This window comes from Streptomyces sp. NPDC014907 (assembly GCF_055562975.1).
On the sequence record NZ_JBVHEG010000007.1, the window covers coordinates 96,408 to 111,573 of the forward strand.

Genomic DNA, 15,166 nt, shown 5'->3' on the forward strand with positions numbered 1-15,166 from the left:
GATCAGCCTTCCTGGAGGGTGTTCAGGCCGTGCTCGATGAAGACGGGGACCAGATCGCCGATGCGGTCGAAGCCGGCGCCGACCGTCCGGCCGAGGGTGTAGCGGTAGTGGATGCCCTCCAGGATCACGGCGAGCTTGAACCAGGCGAAGGCCGTGTACCAGGCCAGGGCGGAGGTGTCGCGGCCCGAACGGGCCGCGTAGCGCTCGACCAGTTCGGCGGTGCCCGGGTGGCCGGCGGCCGTGGCGGTGGTGGAGACGGGGGAGTCCGGCAGGTCCAGCGGAGTGCTGTACATGACGAGGAGGCCGAGGTCGGTGAGCGGGTCGCCGAGGGTGGACATCTCCCAGTCGAGGACGGCCCGGACGCGGTCGTCGGGACCGACGAGGACGTTGTCGAGCCGGAAGTCGCCGTGGACCACGGTGGGCGGGGGAGAGGCGGGCAGCGCGCGGCTGAGAGCGGCGTGCAGCTCGTCGATCCCGGGCAGCTCCCGGCCGCGCGAGGCGTCGAGCTGCTTGCCCCAGCGCCGCAGCTGCCGGTCGAGGAAGCCGTCGGGGCGCCCGAAGTCCCCGAGCCCGACGGCCGCGGGGTCCACGGCGTGCAGGTCGACCAGGGTGTCCACCAGGCCGAGGACGGTGGCGCGGGTGCGCGCGGGGCCGAGCGGGGCGAGTTCGCGGGCCGAGCGGTACGGGGTGCCCTCCACGAACTCCATGACGTAGAACGGCGCGCCGAGCACCGACTCGTCCTCGCAGAGCAGCACCGTCCCGGGCACGGGCACGTCCGTCGCGCGCAGGGCGCTGATGACGCGGTGCTCGCGCCGCATGTCGTGGGCGGTGGCCAGGACGTGGCCGAGCGGAGGCCGCCGGACGACCCAGCGGCCGGTGGCGGAGCCGTCGGTCACCGCGTACGTCAGGTTCGAGCGGCCGCCCTCGATCAGCCGGGCTTCGAGGGGACCGGCCAGCAGGCCGGGGCGCTCGCGGTCGAGGAAGCGGCGCAGCCGCTCGGGGTCGAGGCCTGGCGGCGGGGCGGAACTCATCGGGCGTACCTCCGGATCGGCTTCGGTCGGCGTTCATGATGACCGACCAGTCGGTATGTCGTCCAGAGGGGGCGGTCCGCCGTGCGACGGGCCGGGCCGCTGCCGTGAACGGGTATCGCGTGTCCGCGCGGGGACGCGCCGGGGGCCGGGCCGTCCGGGAGGAACGGTCCGGCCCCCGGCGCGCGTCCTCCGCGCGGATCAGGCGTGGCAGGCCACCGGCACGCCGCCGTTCATCGCCGCCATGTCCCCGAAGATCACCGCGGGGTCGAGCGGATGCCCCTCCGGCAGGCCCTCCAGCTCCGCGTGGGCCCGGTGCAGGTTCGCCACCAGGCGCTCGCTCTCCCGCCACGCGGCGAACTCGCCGAGGTCCGCCCGCCGCGCCGTCTCCAGCGGCGTCTCGCCCCTCGCGTACCCCTCGGCGGCCAGCTCCCGCACCCGGAGCAGGTACCGCTCCGTGGCGTCGTACGCGGAGGGGTCGGTCACCCGCCCGTGCCCCGGCACCACCGTCGACGCGTCGAGCGAGCGCAGCAGGTCCAGGGCCCGCAGCGAACCGGCCAGCGACCCCATCGGCAGGAACGGCGTCCCGCCCTGGAAGACCAGGTCGCCCGTGAAGACCACCCCCTGCTCGGGGAGGTGCACGATCGAGTCGCCCGTGGTGTGCGCGGGGCCCGGGTGGATCACCCGCACCTCGACGCCGCCGACGCGCAGCGTCAGCCGGTCGGTGTACGTGAGGGACGGCGGCAGGATGTCGATCCGGCCGAAGTCGGTCTGCGGCCAGAGGAGATGGAGCTGGCGGCCGGCCGCGAGCTGTTCGGCCCGGCAGTTCTCGTGCCCCACGATCCGCGCCTCGGGGGCGAACACCCCGTTCCCGTAGGTGTGGTCCCCGTGGTGGTGGGTGGAGACCACGGTCCTCGGCAGCGGAAGCCCCTCGGCGAGGACCGCCTCGCGCAGCAGCAGCGCCCGGCGCTCGGTGGCGGCGGTGTCGACGAGCAGCGACTCTTCCGCGTCGCCCAGGAAACCGGCGTTGTTCAGGCACCAGCCCCCGTCGGGCTGGACGAAGGCGTGGACGTTCGGAGCGAGCGTGACCACGTGGGGATCGGAGCTGGACAAAGGGATTCTCCCCGGATGAGAGCCGACCGGACAGGGGAAGAGTGCCAGCCGGACCCGGCCCGGAGGAATCCGGATCCGGCTCGCCCGGGACATCGGCGCACGGGTGCACGGGTGCACGGGCACACCGGCGCGCTGACGCACCGGTGCACGGGCGCACGGGCACACCGGCGCGCTGACGCACCGACGCACCGACGCACCGGTCCACCGGCCGCCCCGGCGCCCGTCGCGCCCGTCGTGCCCCTCTCGCCCGCCGTGCGCGCGGGCCGTGCGCGGCCCCCGAGTTGCGTCCGTTCCGGACCGCACCGAGGGTCGGGGTATGAAGGCGATCAGCTACAGCCGCTACGGCGGCCCCGAAGTCCTGGAGTACGGCGAGCTGCCGGAGCCGAAGATCGGGCCGGACGCGGTCCTGATCAGGGTCCGGGCGGCCTCCGTCAACCCCGTCGACCGCAAGTGCCAGGAAGGCGCCCTCGACGGCATGCTGGATGCCGTCTTCCCCGTGGTCCCCGGCTGGGACGTCTCCGGCGTCGTCGTCCGGCCCGGAGTGTCCGTCACCGAGTTCGCCGAGGGCGACGAGGTCATGGGGTACGTCCGCGAGGACTTCCTCGCGCGCGGCACCTTCGCCGAGTACGTCGCCGCGCCCGTCCGCACCCTCGCCCGCAAGCCGCGCGCCCTCGGCTTCGAGGAGGCGGCGGGGCTCCCGCTCACCGGCCTCACCGCGTACCAGGTGCTCCACCGGGCCCTGGAGGCGCGCGCGGGCGACACCCTCCTCGTGCACGCGGCGGCCGGCGGGGTCGGTTCGATGGCCGTGCAGATCGCCCGTCACCTCGGCTGCCGGGTCCTCGGAGCGGCACGGGACGGGGGTCTGGAGCGGGTCGAGGAGCTGGGCGCCGAACCCGTCCGCTACGACGAGGACACCTTCGCCGACCGGATCCGGGCCCTCGCCCCGCAGGGCCTGGACGCCGTCTTCGACACCCTCGGCGGCCCGTACCTGAAGCGCTCCGCCGAACTCCTCGCCCCGGGGGGCCGGCTGGCCTCGATCGCGGACGGCGGGGTCACCGCCCTGGGCGGCCGCTACTACTGGGTCCGCCCGGACGCCGCCGACCTGGAGGCCCTCGCCGGCCTGGCGGACGAGGGGGTGATCGGCGTACGGGTGGCGAAGACGTTCCCCCTGGAGCGGGCGGCCGACGCCCAGCGCGCCAACGCCGAGGGCGGTCTGAACGGCAAGGTCGTGGTCACCGTCCCGTAGGGGACGCGGAGGACGCCCTCGGGGGTCTTCGTCCCGTAGGGGACGAGGGGACACCCCGTCGGGGTCGCCGTCCCGCAGGGGGCGGAAGGGGACGCCCGGCGGGGTCCCTGTCCCGTAGGGGGCGCGGAGGACGCCCGTCGGGGTCGCCGTCCCGTAGGGGCGCGGAGGCCGCCCGTCCGGTGGAGGTGCGGAGAAGGCCCGTCCGGACCGCCCTCCCGCAGGGGACGGGGAGGGCCGGCGGGGTCACCGGACCAGCACCGCCCCCAGGAGGGCCAGCGCGACGGCGCACGCGGCGGCGAACAGCGCGTCCCGGTGGGAGAGCGGGCGCGGCCGGGCCGTCCCCAGGGCGCGGACGCGGCGGTGGGCCACGGCCAGGAAGGCGATCCACACGAGGGCCGACAGGGCGAGCCCGGCCAGTTTCCCGGCCGTGGCCCCGTCCTGGACGGTCAGCTTGACGGCGAGCACCGCCACGACCGTGCAGGAGAGCGTCGTGCGCCGCCAGGCGAGCCGGGTCCGCTCCGGCTGGAGCCCGGGGTCGCGGACCGCGCCGCCGGCCGCCGGGCTCACCGCCCGGTCCAGCCGAAGACGACGACCACCACCATCGCGAGCGCCACCACGGCCACCACGAGGCTCAGCACCGCCGGGAACCGGGACACCGGCAGGTCCTCGCCGCGCCGCATGGCCCGCTCGCAGCGGACCCAGTGGTTCACCGCGCGCAGGGCGCACAGCACCCCGGCGGCGAGCAGCGCGAGCGCGAGCCCGACCCGCACCCCCCACCGCAGGTCCGGCAGGAACTGGTCGACGGCGAAACCACCGCCGACCAGGGCGAGCGCGGTCCGGATCCAGGCGAGGAAGGTCCGCTCGTTGGCGAGGGAGAAGCGGTAGTCGGGGGTGTCCCCCTCCTCCTGGAGCCGCCGGGGCGCGAACCAGAGCCGCAGACTCCGCACGAAATCGCTCACCCGTGCACCCTAGCGGCGGAATGATCACTCCGCGCGACACCCCGCCCCGCGCCGCCGGTGCGCCGTTCCCCGCCCTCCCCCCCCCGTCCACGTCCGCCGATGCCCGGCCCCGGCCCCGTCCACGTCCGCCGGCGCCCGGCCCCGCCCGCCGGTGCCCGGCCCCGTACGGCTCCACCCGCCGGAGCCCCGCCCCGCCCCGCGCCGCCGGAGCCCCGGGCCTCAGTTCCGTCCCGCCGCGTGCGCCCGCAGGCGCTCGTACGCGGCGAGTCCGTCCGGCACCCACTCCCACGTGCCGAGCCGCTCCGCCAGTTCGTCCTCCGTCAGGAAGGCGTGCCAGGCGACCTCCTCGGCCTGCGGGTCCACCGGCAGCTCGCAGCGGACCTCGTACACCGCGGACCACCACTTCCCGGCCACGCCCCCGGAGTCGTACAGGAAACGCAGCACCGGTTCGGGCCGGGGCAGTCCGCGCACGCCCAGCTCCTCCTCGGCCTCGCGCAGCGCGGCCTCGTCGTAGGACTCGCCCGCGCCGACGACACCGCCGACGAACATGTCGTACAGGGAGGGGAAGACCAGCTTCCCCGGCGTCCTGCGGTGCACGAAGATCCGGCCCCGGGCGTCCCGGACCCGGACGAAGACGCAGCGGTGGATCAGGCCCCGCGCGTACACCTCGCCCCGGGGGGCCCGCCCGACCACCCGGTCCTGCTCGTCCACGACATCGAGAATCTCTTCAGCGGCGCTCATGCGGCCATCCAAGCAAAACGGTCCGGTCCGCCGCCTCCCCGCCTCCGCGCCGCCCCGGTCCCGGTGCCGGTTCCGGAGGGGCCGGGAAGGGTTCCGGAGCGGGGGAACGTGTCCGAACGGTTGACTCGATACACCGGTGTATCCAAGATGCGGTCCATGCCCTACGACGCTGATGTGATCGTGATCGGGGCCGGTCTCGCCGGACTCGTCGCCACCGCCGAACTGGTCGACGCCGGCCGCACCGTGATCCTCCTCGACCAGGAGCCCGAACAGTCCCTCGGCGGCCAGGCCCACTGGTCCTTCGGAGGCCTCTTCCTCGTCGACTCGCCCGAGCAGCGCCGGATGCGCGTCAGGGACAGTCACGCCCTCGCCCTCCAGGACTGGTACGGCACCGCGGGCTTCGACCGCGCCGAGGACCACTGGCCGAGGAAGTGGGCCGAGGCGTACGTCGACTTCGCCGCCGGCGAGAAGCGCGCCTGGCTCCACGCGCGCGGGGTCCGCTTCTTCCCCGTCGTCGGCTGGGCCGAGCGCGGCGGCTACGACGCCACCGGCCACGGCAACTCCGTCCCCCGCTTCCACATCACCTGGGGCACGGGCCCCGGTCTCGTCGCCCCCTTCGCGCGCAAGGTCCGCGAGGGAGCCGCCCGGGGCCTGGTGACGTTCCGCTTCCGCCACCGCGTCACCGGTCTCGCCCGTACCGCCGGAGCCGTCGACACCGTCACGGGCGAGGTCCTGGAACCCTCCGCGGCCCCCCGCGGCACCGCCAGCGGCCGCGGGGTCACCGGCTCCTTCGCGCTGCGCGCCCAGGCCGTGATCGTCACCTCCGGCGGCATCGGCGGCAACCACGACCTCGTCCGCGCGCAGTGGCCCGCCCGGCTCGGCACCCCGCCCGCCAAGCTGCTCTCCGGCGTCCCCGCGCACGTCGACGGACTGATGCTCGGCATCGCCGAGAAGGCGGGCGCCCACCACATCAACCGCGACCGGATGTGGCACTACACCGAGGGCATCGAGAACTGGAACCCCATCTGGGCCCGGCACGGCATCCGCATCCTGCCCGGCCCGTCCTCCCTCTGGCTCGACGCCACCGGCAAGCGCCTGCCCGTGCCGCTCTTCCCCGGCTTCGACACCCTCGGCACCCTCGAACACATCATGCGGACCGGCCACGACCACACGTGGTTCGTCCTCGACAAGAAGATCATCGGCAAGGAGTTCGCGCTCTCCGGGTCGGAACAGAACCCCGACCTGACCGGCAAGTCGATCCGCGGGGTCGTCGACCGCGCCCGCGCCGAGGTGCCGGCCCCCGTGCGGGCCTTCATGGACAAGGGCGCCGACTTCGTCGTGGAGGACGACCTCCCCGCCCTCGTCCGGGGCATGAACGCGCTCACCGGCGAGCCGCTGATCGACGAGGCCGCCCTGCGCCGCGAGATCACCGCCCGCGACCGCGAGATCGCCAACCCCTTCACCAAGGACCTCCAGGTCACGGCGATCCACGGGGCCCGCAGGTACCTGGGCGACCGGCTCATCCGCACGGCGGCCCCGCACCGCATCCTCGACCCCGGGGCGGGCCCGCTCATCGCCGTACGCCTCAACATCCTCACCCGCAAGTCCCTCGGCGGACTGGAGACCGACCTCGACTCCCGCGTCCTGACGGAGGACGGCGCGCCCCTGGAGGGCGTGTACGCGGCGGGCGAGGCGGCCGGTTTCGGCGGCGGCGGCGTCCACGGCTACCGCTCCCTCGAGGGCACCTTCCTCGGCGGCTGCCTCTTCTCGGGGCGTGCGGCGGGCCGGGCGGCGGCGAAGGCGGTGGGCTGACGCCCTGCCGGAAGGGAAGGACGATCGGCCGATGCCCTGCCGGAAGGGGGAGGGGGTCAGGCGGCGCCCTGCCGGAGGGGGAAGGGGGTCAGCCGACGCCCGGCGAAAGGACCTCCACCACCCGGAACCGCTCCACGACCGGCACCGTCCCGTCGTCCACGGTGAAGTCCGGGTCCCCCAGGCCCTCCCGCATCTCCTCGCCGTGCCAGAAGCGCTCGTGGGCCTCCCGCCACTCCGCGACCGACCGGTACCCCTCGCCCTCGTCGAGGGCGAGGCGCAGGTCGGCCTCGCAGAGGGGCAGGACCCGGACCTCCGTCACCTCCACGACCGCGACCTCGCGGCCGGCGGAGTCGATCAGGGCCGAGCGCTCGCCCGCCTCCGGCAGTTCCTCGTTCTCGACCTCGTACTCCACGAGGAGCCCGGTCGTGGCGGTCTTCCCTCCGGAGAGGACGGCACCGACGAGCCGGTCCCGGAACGGGCCGGGGAAGGCGAGGAGCAGGGGCTTGAGCGCGCGGGGGGGGGGGGGGGGGGGGGGGGGGGGGGGGGGGGGGCGGGCGGCCCCCCCCCCCCCCCCCCCCCCCCCCCCCCCCCCCCCCCCCCCCCACCGCCGCTTCCCGGCGGCCTACAGCACCAGCGACAGCAGCAGGACGAACACGATGCCGACGACCGAGATGATCGTCTCCATCACCGACCAGGTCTTGATCGTCTGGCCGACGTTCATGCCGAAGTACTCCTTCACCAGCCAGAACCCGGCGTCGTTGACGTGGCTGAAGAAGAGCGAACCGGCACCGATCGCGAGCACGAGCAGGGCGGTCTCGCTCGTCGACATGCCCTCCGCCAGCGGGGCCACGAGCCCCGCCGCCGAGATCGTCGCCACCGTCGCCGAGCCCGTCGCGAGCCGGATCGCGACCGCGATCAGCCAGGCGAGCAGCAGGGCCGGGATGGACCAGCTCTTGGAGAAGTCCAGGATCATCTGGCCGACGCCGATGTCGATCAGGGTCTGCTTGAACCCGCCGCCGGCACCGACGATCATCAGGACGCCCGCGATCGGGGCGAGCGACTTCTCGACGGTCGAGGACAGCCGCTCCTTGGTGAAGCCGGCGGCCCGGCCCAGGGTGAAGAGCGCGACGAGGACGGCGGCGAGCAGCGCGATCAGCGGCGAACCGATGACGTCGGTGACCTTCTGGACGCCGTTCTCGGGGTCGTCCACGACGATGTCGACGAGCGCCTTCACCAGCATGAGGACGACCGGGAGCATCACGGTCGCGACGGTGACGCCGAAGCCGGGGCGCTTCTCCAGGTCCTCGGAGGGACGCGACGGGATCATGTTCTCGGGGGCCGGGATGTCCACCCAGCGGGCGGCGTACCGGGAGAAGAGCGGGCCGGCGATGATCACGGTCGGGATCGCGACGACGATGCCGAGGGCGAGGGTGACACCGAGGTTGGCGCCGACCGCGTCGATCGCGACGAGCGGGCCGGGGTGCGGCGGGATGAGCCCGTGCATCACGGAGAGGCCCGCGAGGGCCGGGATGCCGATCCTCATGAGGGAGTAGTTGCCGCGCTTGGCGACGAGCAGCACCACCGGGATCAGCAGCACGATGCCGACCTCGAAGAAGAGCGGCAGGCCGATCACGGAGGCGATGAGGACCATCGCCCACGGCATGGCCCGGCCGCTCGCCCTGGCCAGGATCGTGTCGACGATCTGGTCGGCGCCGCCGGAGTCCGCGAGCAGCTTGCCGAGGATGGCGCCGAGGGCTATCAGGACGCCCACGCCGGCGACGGTGTTGCCGAGACCGGTGGTGAAGGACTTGATGGTGTCCGCGAGCGGGGCCCCGGCGAACGCGCCGAGCGCGAGCGACCCGATGGTCAGGGCCAGGAACGCGTGCAGCTTGAACTTGGTGATGAGCAGGACGATGACGGCGATGCCGGCGAGCACGGCGATCCCGAGCTGGGCGTTGCCCGCCGAGGTGATCGGTTCGGCGGCGTCCGCTGCCAGGGTCTCGACGCTGAGACTGGTCACGGTGGTGTCCTTCGTACGGGCAGGTGGAGAGGGGGAACGACGGGGAGGTCAGCCGGTCGCGCCGCGCAGCGCGGCGACGGCCCGGGCCGTGATCTCCTCGGGGGTGCCGGAGACGTCGACGGCGACGCCGGCCTCGTCGGCCTGCAACGGCTGCAGGGTGGCGAACTGGGAGTCGAGGAGCGCCGTCGGCATGAAGTGCCCCTTGCGCGCGGCCATCCGGCGCTCGATGAGCTCCCGGTCACCGGTCAGGTGGAGGAAGACGACGCCGGGCGCGGCGGCACGCAGCCGGTCCCGGTACGCCCGCTTCAGCGCGGAGCTGCTCACCACACCGCCGAGCCCGGCCCGGCCGTGCGCCCATGCCCCGATGGCGTCGAGCCAGGGTCCCCGGTCCTCGTCGTCCAGCGGAACGCCCGCCGACATCTTGGCGACGTTGGCCGCCGGGTGGAAGTCGTCGCCCTCGGCGTAGGGGAGGCCGAGGGCCTCGGCGACCAGCGGACCGATGGTGGTCTTGCCGGTCCCCGCGACGCCCATCACGACGACGACGGGAGGGGCCTGGGGGGTGCTGCTCATGTGGGGGTGCCTCGCTGTCCTCATCGACATCGATTCCGTTTTCCGTCGCGCTCATGAAACCCATTGGGTACGACGTATTCAAGAGACTGTGACATAAAAGTCGTACTTTTCATCGCCGGACCGTGATCCGGGCGGACGCCGGGACCGCGTTCCGGGCCCGGCGCCGGAGCCGCCCGGATGGGATCACCCCCGCGTACCCGCATAGGCTTCCTCCATGACGACACCGGCCCAGGGGCTCCACCCCCACGTCCTGGCCACCCTGGGCCTCGCGATCACGGCCGGGGAGTACCCGCCCGGCACCGTGCTGCGCACCGACGAGCTGGCCCGGCGCTTCGACGTCTCCCGGACCGTGATCCGCGAGGTCGTCCGGGTCCTGGAGTCCATGCACCTCGTCGAGTCGCGCCGCCGCGTCGGCGTGACCGTGCTCCCCACCGCCCGCTGGAACGTGTACGACCCCCAGGTCATCCGCTGGCGCCTGGCCGGCGCCGACCGCTCCCGCCAGCTCCGCTCGCTCACCGTGCTCCGGTCCGCCGTCGAACCCGTCGCCGCGGGCCTGGCGGCCCTGAACGCCACCCCCGCCCAGTGCCGCGAGCTGACCGAGCAGGCCCTCGGCATGGTCGCCACCTCGCGGGGCCGGCGCCTGGAGGAGTACCTCGTCCACGACGTGGCCTTCCACCGGGTCGTCCTCGACGCCTCCGGCAACGAGATGTTCGCCCGCCTCGGGGACGTCGTCGCGGAGGTCCTCACCGGCCGCACCCACCACCACGTGATGTTCGAGGACCCCGACCCGGCCGCCGTCACCCTCCACGTCCAGGTCGCGGAGGCCGTGCGGGAACGGGACGCGGCCCGGGCCGAGGAGCTGACCCGCCGGATCGCGGTCGGCGCCCTCCAAGAGCTGGACGTCCTCGCGCCGTGAGGACCCGCGCGCCGGGGCGCCGCGCCCCGGAGGACCGCGCGAAGCTCTGAACCAGCTCAAATCCGGGCGCCCAGTGACATCCGCCACTGCGGTCCGCCGGACATCACGACGAAGATGTGCGCCGGTCGCACCGGGGAGATCCCCGTCGGGTGCGGCCGGGTACCCCACACCCCCCTCACAAAGGCGAACGACCCCATGAGCGACCGCGTCACCGCGTCCGCCCCGCCGGCGACCCCCGACGGGACCACCCCCCACGTCGACGCCGGCGACGCCGGATACCGCAAGGACCTCAAGTCCCGGCACATCAACATGATCGCCATCGGCGGCGCCATCGGAACCGGGCTCTTCCTGGGCGCCGGGGGCCGCATGGCGCAGGCCGGCCCCTCGCTCTTCCTGGCCTACGCCGTCTGCGGCGTCTTCGCCTTCTTCGTGGTCCGCGCCCTCGGCGAGCTGGTGCTCTACCGCCCCTCCTCCGGGGCCTTCGTCTCCTACGCGCGCGAGTTCATGGGCGAGAAGGGCGCCTACACGGCGGGCTGGCTCTACTTCCTCAACTGGTCGACCACCGCCGTCGCCGACATCACCGCGGCCGCCACCTACGCCCACTTCTGGTCGCTGTTCAGCGACATCGACCAGTGGGTCCTCGCCCTGATCGCGCTCGCGATCGTCCTCGCCGCCAACCTCATCTCCGTGAAGTACTTCGGCGAGATGGAGTTCTGGTTCGCGATCGTCAAGGTCGCCGCCCTGGTCGTCTTCCTGCTGGTCGGCGTCTTCCTCGTGGTGACCTCCCACGACATCGACGGCCACACCCCCGGCCTGGCCACGATCACCGACAACGGCGGCGTCTTCCCCCAGGGCGTCATGCCCGTGCTGCTGCTCGTCCAGGGCGTCGTCTTCGCCTACGCCTCCGTCGAGCTGTGCGGCGTCGCCGCCGGCGAGACCGAGCACCCCGAGAAGATCATGCCCAAGGCGATCAACTCGATCATGTGGCGCGTCGGCCTCTTCTACGTCGGCTCCGTCGTGCTGCTCGCCCTGCTCCTGCCGTACACGGCGTACTCCGGCGACCAGAGCCCCTTCGTCACCGTCTTCGACAGGCTCGGCGTCCCCGGCGCCGCCGGCGTGATGAACCTCGTCGTCCTCACCGCCGCCCTCTCCAGCCTCAACTCCGGCCTGTACTCCACCGGCCGCATCCTGCGCTCCATGTCGCTCTCCGGCTCCGCGCCCCGCTTCACCGGCGTCATGAACAAGGGCGGCGTGCCCTACGGCGGAATCCTCCTCACCGCCGGGTTCGGCGTCCTCGGAGTGGTCCTCAACTACGTGATGCCCGACGACGCGTTCGAACTGGTCATCAACTTCGCCTCCCTCGGCATCCTGGGCACCTGGGCGATGATCATGATCTGTTCGCTGCTGTTCTGGCGCCGCGCCGGGGAGGGCCGGGTCGTCCGTCCCGGTTTCCGCCTGTCCTGGGCCCCGTACACCCAGATCGTCACCCTCTGCTTCCTCGCCTCCGTCCTCGTCCTCATGTGGATGGACGGCGGCACCGGCCGCACCACCGTCGCCTGCGTCCCGCTCGTCGCGGCCGCGCTGGTCGGCGGCTGGTTCCTGGTCCGCCGCCGGGTCCGCACCGCCTCCGCCGCGCCGCGCGGCTGACGCTCCGCGAGCCCCCACGAGTCCCCCGCGGGCACGGCCTGCGGGGGACTCGCGTTCCGCCAGGGGATAGTGGTACCCAGGAGCCACAAGATCCGTTCGCAGAAAAGGAAGTCCGTGATGCCGCAGCACGTCCAGGGAGTCATCGCCCCCGGCAGGGACGAACCGGTACGGGTCGAGACGATCGTGATCCCCGACCCCGGTCCCGGCGAGGCCGTCGTGAAGATCCGGGCCTGCGGCGTCTGCCACACGGACCTGCACTACAAGCAGGGCGGGATCAACGACGACTTCCCCTTCCTCCTCGGCCACGAGGCCGCCGGAGTCGTGGAGTCGGTCGGCGAGGGCGTCACCGACGTGACCCCCGGCGACTTCGTGATCCTCAACTGGCGCGCCGTGTGCGGCCACTGCCGGGCCTGCCTGCGCGGCCGCCCCTGGTACTGCTTCGACACCCACAACGCGTCGCAGCGGATGACCCTGCTCGACGGCACGGAACTCTCCCCGGCCCTCGGCATCGGCGCCTTCGCCGAGAAGACCCTCGTCGCCGCAGGCCAGTGCACCAAGGTGGACCCCGCCGTCGCCCCCGAGGTCGCGGGCCTCCTCGGCTGCGGCGTGATGGCCGGCATCGGCGCCGCCATCAACACCGGGAACGTCGGCCGCGGCGACACCGTCGCCGTCATCGGCTGCGGCGGCGTCGGGGACGCGGCCGTCGTCGGCTCCCGCCTCGCCGGGGCCGCGAAGATCATCGCCGTGGACATCGACGACCGGAAGCTGGAGACGGCGAAGGCGATGGGCGCCACCCACACCGTCAACTCCCGCTCCACCGACCCCGTCGAGGCGATCCGCGAACTCACCGGCGGCTTCGGCGCCGACGTCGTCATCGAGGCCGTCGGCCGCCCGGAGACCTACCGGCAGGCCTTCTACGCCCGCGACCTGGCCGGCACCGTCGTCCTCGTCGGCGTCCCCACCCCCGAGATGAAGCTCGAACTCCCGCTCCTGGACGTCTTCGGCCGCGGCGGCGCGCTCAAGTCCTCCTGGTACGGCGACTGCCTGCCCTCCCGCGACTTCCCGATGCTCGTCGACCTGCACCAGCAGGGCCGCATCGACCTCGGCGCCTTCGTCACCGAGACCATCGGCCTCGGCGAGGTCGAGAAGGCCTTCGCCCGCATGCACGAGGGCGACGTCCTGCGCTCGGTGGTGGTGCTGTGATGGCCGCCCGGATCGACCACCTCGTCACCTCCGGCACCTTCAGCCTCGACGGCGGCACCTGGGACGTCGACAACAACGTCTGGATCGTCGGCGACGACACCGAGGCGATCGTCATCGACGCCGCCCACGACGCCGGGGCCGTCCTCGCCGCGCTCGACGGACGCGTCCTGCGCGCCATCGTCTGCACCCACGCCCACGACGACCACATCGACGCGGCCCCGGCGCTCGCGGCCGCCACCGGCGCCCGCGTCCTGCTCCACCCCGCCGACCTGCCGCTGTGGAAGCGGACGCACCCCGACCACACCCCGGACGGCGACCTCGCCGACGGCCAGGTCCTCACCATCGCCGGCACCGACCTCACGGTCCTCCACACCCCGGGCCACGCCCCCGGCGCGGTCAGCCTGTACGCACCGGCCCTGGGCACGGTCTTCACCGGGGACACCCTCTTCCAGGGCGGCCCCGGAGCCACCGGCCGGTCCTTCTCGGACTTCCCGACGATCGTGGACTCGATCCGCGACAAGCTCCTCGTCCTGCCCCCGGAGACGGTGGTGCGCACCGGCCACGGCGACTCCACCACCATCGGCGCCGAGGCCCCGCACCTCCAGGAGTGGATCAGCCGGGGCCACTGAGCCGCAGCCGGCTCTCGAAGCGCACCGCACGGCCCGTGAACGGGTCGGTGAACTCCAGCGTCCGCGCCAGCAGCCCCAGCGGACGCCCGAAGTCCTCCGGCCCGTCCCCACGGACCACCGGATAGACCGGATCGTGCAGGATCGGCAGCCCCAGCGCGTTCATGTGCACCCGCAGCTGGTGCGTCCGGCCGGTCACCGGCACCAGCCGGTACCGGCCGAGCCCGCCGGCGTGCGCCACGAGCGCGATCCGGCTCTCGCTGTTCGGCTCGCCCGGCACCTCCCGGGCGGCCATCACCCCGCGCTCCTTCTCGATCCGGCTCCGCACCGTCACCGGCAGCTCCACCGCCGGATCGTACGGCGCCACCGCCTCGTACTCCTTGCGCACGGCCCGGTCCCGGAACAGCGTCTGGTACGCCCCCCGGTCCTCCTCCCGCACGACGAAGAGCACGAGGCCCGCCGTCAGCCGGTCGAGCCGGTGCGCGGCCTGCAGCCGGGGCAGCCCCAGGTCCCGCCGCAGCCGGGCCGTCGCGGTCTCCGCGACGTGCCGCCCCCGGGGCGTCGTCGCCAGGAAGTGCGGCTTGTCCGCGACCACGATCCGCTCGTCCCGGTACACGATCCCGACGCCGAACGGCACCGGCGTCTCCGGGGGGAGATCCCGGTGGAACCAGAGGTACCGCCCCCCGGCGTACGGCTCGTCCCCGGTCAGCGGCCCGTCGGTCCCGACGAACCGGCCCGTCCGCAGCATCTCCTCGACCCGCCCGGCCCCGACGGCCGCCCCGTACCGGCCGAGCAGGTACTCCCGCACGGTCGGCCAGGCCCCCTCCGGGTCCTCGGGCGTCCGCACCCGTACGGGATCGATCCCGTCGCGCTGGGGCAGCGGTGACACGGGGGGCCTGGTTCTGCGTCTCACCGCTCCGCCTCGTGACCGTACGTACCCATGCGGAAGTCCCGGCCGAGAAGATCTCGACCGGGACTCCGTGTGGTGTCCGAGGGGGGACTTGAACCCCCACGCCCGATAAAGGGCACTAGCACCTCAAGCTAGCGCGTCTGCCATTCCGCCACCCGGACAAGGTGTGTGTCTTCCCGGCCGCTGGGCCCTTCCGACGAGGAAAACCATAGCAAACATTCGGAGGGGTCGATCACCACCCCGGACGGCCCCGGGCCGCTCGCGGGGGGTGTGACGGCCGTGTGCCGGCCGGTGGGCGGCCTTGGGCGGCGAGGGGGCCGCGCGAGAGGATGGGGGCGACCACCAGCAACCACGCGGGGCACCTAGTGGGAGGAA

15 protein-coding genes and 1 tRNA gene are annotated in these 15,166 nt (G+C 73.6%); 6 read left to right on the top strand and 10 right to left on the bottom strand.

Features of this window, described 5'->3' with window-relative positions; all coding sequences use genetic code 11:
- Positions 1-2: 2 nt before the first annotated feature.
- Both ACZ3IL_RS19900 and ACZ3IL_RS19905 read right to left on the bottom strand, forming a co-directional pair.
- Complete coding sequence (locus ACZ3IL_RS19900) at positions 3-1,031, bottom strand: phosphotransferase family protein (protein WP_467391743.1); 1,029 nt, start codon at positions 1,029-1,031, stop codon at positions 3-5.
- Between the two features lie 198 nt (positions 1,032-1,229).
- Positions 1,230-2,141: an MBL fold metallo-hydrolase gene (locus tag ACZ3IL_RS19905; RefSeq protein ID WP_467391744.1), complete on the bottom strand. Its 912-nt coding sequence runs from the start codon at positions 2,139-2,141 to the stop codon at positions 1,230-1,232.
- A 316-nt stretch (positions 2,142-2,457) separates the two neighbouring features.
- On the opposite strand from ACZ3IL_RS19905, the gene ACZ3IL_RS19910 reads away from it, so the two are divergent.
- The gene (locus ACZ3IL_RS19910) at positions 2,458-3,387 is read left to right on the top strand and encodes an NADP-dependent oxidoreductase (protein WP_467391745.1); all 930 of its coding nucleotides are present in this window, start codon (positions 2,458-2,460) and stop codon (positions 3,385-3,387) included.
- Between the two features lie 243 nt (positions 3,388-3,630).
- Here ACZ3IL_RS19910 and ACZ3IL_RS19915 read toward each other — a convergent pair whose 3' ends face one another.
- From ACZ3IL_RS19915 to ACZ3IL_RS19925, 3 genes are all read right to left on the bottom strand, one after another.
- Positions 3,631-3,954, bottom strand: coding sequence for a DUF202 domain-containing protein (locus ACZ3IL_RS19915; protein WP_467391746.1), 324 nt, complete (start codon positions 3,952-3,954; stop codon positions 3,631-3,633).
- Positions 3,951-4,346, bottom strand: a complete 396-nt coding sequence (locus ACZ3IL_RS19920) for a YidH family protein (RefSeq protein ID WP_467391747.1) — start codon at positions 4,344-4,346, stop codon at positions 3,951-3,953. The genes ACZ3IL_RS19915 and ACZ3IL_RS19920 overlap by 4 nt, the downstream gene beginning before the upstream one ends.
- Positions 4,347-4,565: 219 nt before the next feature.
- Positions 4,566-5,087, bottom strand: coding sequence for an NUDIX domain-containing protein (locus tag ACZ3IL_RS19925; protein ID WP_467391748.1), 522 nt, complete (start codon positions 5,085-5,087; stop codon positions 4,566-4,568).
- A gap of 156 nt (positions 5,088-5,243) precedes the next feature.
- On the opposite strand from ACZ3IL_RS19925, the gene ACZ3IL_RS19930 reads away from it, so the two are divergent.
- A complete protein-coding gene (locus ACZ3IL_RS19930) occupies positions 5,244-6,899 on the top strand; it encodes an FAD-binding dehydrogenase (RefSeq protein ID WP_467391749.1) in 1,656 nt (551 codons plus the stop codon).
- 88 nt (positions 6,900-6,987) lie between these two features.
- On the opposite strand, the gene ACZ3IL_RS19935 is transcribed toward ACZ3IL_RS19930, so the two are convergent.
- From ACZ3IL_RS19935 to ACZ3IL_RS19945, 3 genes are all read right to left on the bottom strand, one after another.
- Positions 6,988-7,398 (bottom strand): ASCH domain-containing protein, encoded by a 411-nt coding sequence (locus ACZ3IL_RS19935; RefSeq protein WP_467392044.1) that lies wholly within the window; start codon positions 7,396-7,398, stop codon positions 6,988-6,990.
- A gap of 123 nt (positions 7,399-7,521) precedes the next feature.
- Entirely contained in the window at positions 7,522-8,919 is a 1,398-nt protein-coding gene (locus ACZ3IL_RS19940) for a GntT/GntP/DsdX family permease (protein WP_467391750.1), read from the bottom strand.
- A 48-nt stretch (positions 8,920-8,967) separates the two neighbouring features.
- Positions 8,968-9,489, bottom strand: a complete 522-nt coding sequence (locus ACZ3IL_RS19945; RefSeq protein WP_467391751.1) for a gluconokinase — start codon at positions 9,487-9,489, stop codon at positions 8,968-8,970.
- 214 nt (positions 9,490-9,703) lie between these two features.
- Here ACZ3IL_RS19945 and ACZ3IL_RS19950 point away from each other — a divergent pair, with 214 nt between their 5' ends.
- From ACZ3IL_RS19950 to ACZ3IL_RS19965, 4 genes are all read left to right on the top strand, one after another.
- Positions 9,704-10,405, top strand: coding sequence for a FadR/GntR family transcriptional regulator (locus ACZ3IL_RS19950; RefSeq protein WP_467391752.1), 702 nt, complete (start codon positions 9,704-9,706; stop codon positions 10,403-10,405).
- Positions 10,406-10,600: 195 nt separating this feature from the next.
- Positions 10,601-12,052, top strand: a complete 1,452-nt coding sequence (locus ACZ3IL_RS19955) for an amino acid permease (RefSeq protein WP_467391753.1) — start codon at positions 10,601-10,603, stop codon at positions 12,050-12,052.
- A 117-nt stretch (positions 12,053-12,169) separates the two neighbouring features.
- Positions 12,170-13,255, top strand: a complete 1,086-nt coding sequence (locus ACZ3IL_RS19960; protein WP_467391754.1) for an S-(hydroxymethyl)mycothiol dehydrogenase — start codon at positions 12,170-12,172, stop codon at positions 13,253-13,255.
- A complete protein-coding gene (locus ACZ3IL_RS19965) occupies positions 13,255-13,884 on the top strand; it encodes an MBL fold metallo-hydrolase (protein ID WP_467391755.1) in 630 nt (209 codons plus the stop codon). Before ACZ3IL_RS19960 ends, ACZ3IL_RS19965 begins: the two co-directional genes overlap by 1 nt.
- Here the strand turns inward: ACZ3IL_RS19965 and ACZ3IL_RS19970 are convergent.
- Both ACZ3IL_RS19970 and ACZ3IL_RS19975 read right to left on the bottom strand, forming a co-directional pair.
- Positions 13,868-14,794 (bottom strand): pseudouridine synthase, encoded by a 927-nt coding sequence (locus ACZ3IL_RS19970; RefSeq protein WP_467391756.1) that lies wholly within the window; start codon positions 14,792-14,794, stop codon positions 13,868-13,870. The two genes, ACZ3IL_RS19965 and ACZ3IL_RS19970, sit on opposite strands and share 17 nt — an antisense overlap.
- 70 nt (positions 14,795-14,864) lie before the next feature.
- Positions 14,865-14,952, bottom strand: a tRNA-Leu gene (locus tag ACZ3IL_RS19975).
- Between the last annotated feature and the right edge of the window lie 214 nt (positions 14,953-15,166).